This window comes from Amycolatopsis sp. NPDC057786, from assembly GCF_042797905.1.
Classification (GTDB): Bacteria; Actinomycetota; Actinomycetes; order Mycobacteriales; family Pseudonocardiaceae; genus Amycolatopsis.
In genome coordinates this window covers 1-2,424 of sequence record NZ_JBHVKW010000200.1, presented here as the reverse complement: position 1 = coordinate 2,424, position 2,424 = coordinate 1, and the positions used below count along the sequence as shown (strand labels likewise).

The following is a 2,424-nucleotide window of genomic DNA, read 5'->3' as shown; positions in this document are numbered from 1 at the left end:
TACATGAAGGCCCCCTTCCTTGCGCCAGGCGCAAGGAAGGGGGCCTTCATGTACTGGGCCTGGTATCAACCCGCGGCGAGACTAGGGCACGATCCCCACGCCTCACGCGAGCGACAAGGCCTGCCCCGGGCAGATGTGCACGGCGGTGCGGGCGTTCTCTTCCGCCTCTTCACCTTCGGGCTCGGCGTTCAGCACGAGGACGGTCCCGTCGTCCTCGCTCTGATCGAACAGATCGGGATCGGTGAGCACGCACTGGCCCGCGCCCACACATTTCCCGGTGTCCGCGATGATCTTCATGGCTCCTCCTACCAGGTGACCGGAAGGGCGTGGAGGCCGTAGATCGTCGAATCGTGCTTGAACGGCAGTTCGTCGACCGGAACGGCGATCCGGAGGCCCGGCACTCGCCGGAACAACGTATCGAAGACGATCTGGAGTTCCAACCTCGCCAAGTTCTGGCCGAGGCATTGGTGCACCCCGAAGCCGAAGGCGACGTGGTGTCGCGCGCCGCGGTCGATGTCGAAGGCATCCGGGTTCTCGAAGCCGTCCGGATCGTGGTTGGCCGCGTTGCTCAGGCCGACCACGCCTTCCCCCGCCCGGATGAGCGTCCCGCCGATCTCGACGTCCGCCGTGGCGAAGCGTGAGGTCGCCGTTTCCGCGATCGTGAAGACCCGCAGGAGTTCCTCGATGGCGGCGAGGGTCTTGTCCGGATCCGCCTTGATCTTCGCCAGCTGATCGGGATTCTCCAGCAGGGTCACCGTGCCGAGCGAGATCATGTTCGCCGTGGTTTCGTGACCGGCGATGAGCAGCAGGAACGCCAGCCCGACGAGTTCGCCGTGGTCGGCCTCGCCCGTTTCCCGCTGTTTCAGGATCTGACGGCCGAGGAGGTCGTCCTCGGTGGCGTTCGCTTCCTTCTTGGTGACGAGTTCGTCGAGATAGTTCTCGAGCGATTCGAACGCGGTCATCCGTTCTTCGGCGGTGACCTCCCGGCTGAGCATCCTCGAACTGCAGGACTGGAAGAACTCGTGGTCCGAATAGGGGACGCCGAGCAGTTCGCAGATCACCAAGGACGGAACCGGCAGGGAAAGCGCCTGGACGAGATCCGCGGGTTTGGGACCCGCGAGCAGGGCGTCGAGATGTTCGTCGACGATCTGTTGAATGCGCGGCTGCAGCGCCTTCATCCGCTTGACGGTGAATTCCCCGACGACATCACGCCTGGCCCGGCTGTGTTCCGGCGGGTCCATCGCGATGAGGGAGGGGCGGAACGGCTTGTCTTCGCGGCGGATCTGCCGCGCGACCATCAGCGGGAACGACGGGCTCTGCCGGTCGGAACTGAAATGGGGACTGCTCAGCATTTCGCGGATGTCTTCGAGCCGGGTGAGCGCCCAAGCCGTTTGACCGGAAGGAAGTCCGACCCGGGAAACCGGACTTTCCCGGCGAAGCCGCTCGTATTCGGGCGGTGGTGAAAACGGGCATTTCCGGGCCAGCGGCAAGGTCGCGGTGGTTTCCTCGACGTCAGTCATCGGGTTGTCCTTCCCCAGCTGTCGGGTGGGTTCGGTGATAGCGGACAGGGGACCCCAAAAACGTATGCGGATGGATTCATTCCGCTTATGCCACCAAGGTACTCAAGTGGAGACGGGTCGTCCACTCGCGAAGGGGTGGTTTCCCGGGAAGCGTGAAGGGCACGCCCTTACGTGCGAGAATCACGGCCCTGAAGGACCCCTTCGAGAGGCGAGGATCATGACTGCCGACCCCGAGACCCGCTTGCGCGCCGACGCGCGCCGGAACCGGGATCAGATCCTGGCCGCGGCGAGAGCCATCTTCGCCGCCCAAGGCGCCGAGGTCCCGATGGAGGAGATCGCGCGCGCGGCCGGTGTCGGCGTCGGCACGCTGTACCGGCGGTTCCCGGACCGCGACGCGCTGATCCGGGCGGTCGCCGTCGACAACTTCGACCGGGTCCTGAGGGACGCGAAGGCCGCAAGGGACCAGGAGGACTCGGACTGGGAGGCGCTGGTCCGGCTGCTGCACCAGTCGATGGAGCTGCAGCTGAGCATCCAGCTCGCGATGGTGTCGCCCAGGGCGCTGGCGATCCTGAAGAGTGATCCCGCGATCAAGGCCCTGCGTGACGAGCTGGTCCTGGTGATGGACGCTTTCGTCCGGGGCGCGCAGGCCGAGGGCAGGCTCCGGACGGACGTCGCCACCGGTGACGTCGCGATCCTGTTCGCGACGTTGCTGCGGCAGATGCCGGGCAAGAGCGAGGACGTCGCGCGGCTGGCGACGAGGCGGTGCATCGGGATCATGATCGACGGCCTGCGGGCCGTCGGTACGAACGAGCCGCTGCCGGGCCGGGCGCTGACCGGGGCCGATCTGGATTCGTGAGGTCTGGGAGTGGCTGAAGGGGACTTTCCCCGCATGTCACGCGGGGAA

The 2,424-nt window shown here is 66.0% G+C and carries 3 protein-coding genes; 1 reads left to right on the top strand and 2 read right to left on the bottom strand.

The genetic code is table 11. The features are described from left to right. Window positions 1–102: 102 nt before the first annotated feature. Window positions 103–297 (bottom strand): ferredoxin, encoded by a 195-nt coding sequence (locus tag ACFVM3_RS41870; RefSeq protein WP_034304647.1) that lies wholly within the window; start codon window positions 295–297, stop codon window positions 103–105. A gap of 8 nt (window positions 298–305) precedes the next feature. Further along, complete coding sequence (locus ACFVM3_RS41865) at window positions 306–1,520, bottom strand: cytochrome P450 (RefSeq protein ID WP_378445480.1); 1,215 nt, start codon at window positions 1,518–1,520, stop codon at window positions 306–308. Between the two features lie 217 nt (window positions 1,521–1,737). On the opposite strand from ACFVM3_RS41865, the gene ACFVM3_RS41860 reads away from it, so the two are divergent. Then, window positions 1,738–2,376, top strand: a complete 639-nt coding sequence (locus ACFVM3_RS41860) for a TetR/AcrR family transcriptional regulator (RefSeq protein ID WP_378445478.1) — start codon at window positions 1,738–1,740, stop codon at window positions 2,374–2,376. The last annotated feature ends 48 nt before the right edge of the window (window positions 2,377–2,424 follow it).

Excerpts from the sequence above, each read along its gene's own strand:
- ACFVM3_RS41865 (WP_378445480.1), bottom strand. The coding sequence starts at position 1,520 with ATGACTGACGTCGAGGAAACCACCGCGACCTTGCCGCTGGCCCGGAAA.
- ACFVM3_RS41870 (WP_034304647.1), bottom strand. The coding sequence starts at position 297 with ATGAAGATCATCGCGGACACCGGGAAATGTGTGGGCGCGGGCCAGTGC.
- ACFVM3_RS41860 (WP_378445478.1), top strand. The coding sequence starts at position 1,738 with ATGACTGCCGACCCCGAGACCCGCTTGCGCGCCGACGCGCGCCGGAAC.